The 1,488-nt window shown below is 59.1% G+C and carries 1 protein-coding gene and 1 pseudogene; one reads left to right on the top strand and one right to left on the bottom strand.

Annotation, left to right across the window (positions count from 1 at the left end; genetic code table 11):
• Nucleotides 1-12: 12 nt before the first annotated feature.
• The gene (locus NW819_RS07555) at nucleotides 13-135 is read right to left on the bottom strand and encodes a hypothetical protein (RefSeq protein ID WP_414413383.1); all 123 of its coding nucleotides are present in this window, start codon (nucleotides 133-135) and stop codon (nucleotides 13-15) included.
• A gap of 578 nt (nucleotides 136-713) precedes the next feature.
• Here NW819_RS07555 and NW819_RS07550 point away from each other — a divergent pair.
• Nucleotides 714-1,488, top strand: a pseudogene (locus NW819_RS07550) (hypothetical protein); the annotation flags it as partial.

Raw genomic sequence — 1,488 nt, 5'->3', positions numbered from 1 at the left:
CCCAGAGCAGGCTCAACAGTAGGCCACAGGGAGCAGAACAGGCAAGGCACAACTGGGATCCCGCCGAGTTTGTCTGCCGTTGAGGAAGTTGAAGCGGATCCCTGGCTCCATTTTGCATCGCCATCGTGCGGTCATTCTCAACATCACCCCTAGCAGTATCGCAAAATGAAGGACAAAGATAAGACGGTTTTCCGCAGGCTCGCTGGCTGCCCTGTTCGGGCCAGTGGAAGCGAGTCCTCGCATTTGCCCCTGCAACGATGAGGCCGACCTGCGTCTGCCAGGAGCTCCGAGCACGGGCGGGACTCCTCTACACTCAGCAGAGACGCTTGGATTGAGACCGAGTCGATTTAGATTTAGACTCAGTTTAGAATGGTGGGGCCATCTGTCCGTGATGGCGGGGGTGGGTGTTGTGGGCGATGAAAGGGGGCAAGGTGGCAGACTCTCAGAGCACGCCCAAGCAAGGGGAGACCTCTTCCGGTCGGGATCGGGCCTCGCGGCCGAAAAAAAGTAAGCCAAGCCCTTCTGCCCAGTCCGGGGATTTGGGAACCTCAGAAGCAAGAGCGCGGCCAAAACAGGCCGATAGCACTCCGCGCCGTGCGGAGCAGCAGGAGATTTTACAAGATCACCCTTCTGGCTTGAACCCGCCCAAAAATCTCTCTATACTGCAGGGAACTTTATCATTTGCTCCCGCTTCTTCATCTCTCCTTCAATCTATGCGTGCTCCCTCTTCAGGTGACTCGGATCCCATCCTTTCAGAGACTCATGCGGGCTGTTCAGCATCCGAACCGGATCCCAGCACGGAGCGCCATTTGGCCCTGAGGCAGCAACAGCCCTTGGAGAGCCGTCTGCTCAAAGCCGAAGCCGAGCTCCAAGAGCGGCGAGTTCTTCAGGAACAACTGCAGGCTTTGCACCAGAAGGTGGCCGAACAAGAGAAGGCGCTGCAGGAGCGGGAGCATCTCTTGCAACAGTTGCAGCAGACTTTGGCGGCTCAGAAAGTCCAGATCTCGGATCAGGAAGCTCAGCTTGCTGCTCGGCAACGCCTAAATGAACGGCAGCGGCAGGATATCGAGGCCCTGCAGGAGCAGATTGAGCAGCTACGCTTGGCCCACGCTCAGGAGCGCCGTCAATGGGAACAGCGCCAGCAGGAGCTGCAGGCCTCTCTGCTGGAAGCCCAGGATGTGGCGGAAAAGCGGGTGGAAATGCTGCAACGCTTTAAGGCAGAGCTTTCTCTGGCCCGCACCCAAATTGCCGAAACTCAAGCGGAGCTGAGCAGCCTGCGAGCTTTGTACAGCGACCAACAGGCAGCCTGGCAGGAGCAACGGGAACACCTCGAGGCCCGTTTGGCAGGCTATGCCGAGACGGAAGCCGAGGCCGAGCAGCGCTGGCGGGAACAACGGCAAGAGCTAGAAGCAGCCCTGGCCGAAGCCCAAGCTCAATTGGCGGCTTTGCAAGCTCAGCAGGAGCATCTGCGCCAGGGATCCCTGGCGC

It is taken from the genome of Synechococcus sp. R8-2 (assembly GCF_047461715.1).
GTDB lineage: Bacteria > Cyanobacteriota > Cyanobacteriia > Thermostichales > Thermostichaceae > Thermostichus.
The sequence above is the reverse complement of the archived record's forward strand: the minus strand, read 5'-3'. Positions and strand labels throughout refer to the sequence as shown.

What these genes read in the sequence shown, in the direction of transcription:
- NW819_RS07555 (WP_414413383.1), bottom strand. Translation starts at nt 135, where the DNA reads ATGACCGCACGATGGCGATGCAAAATGGAGCCAGGGATCCGCTTCAAC.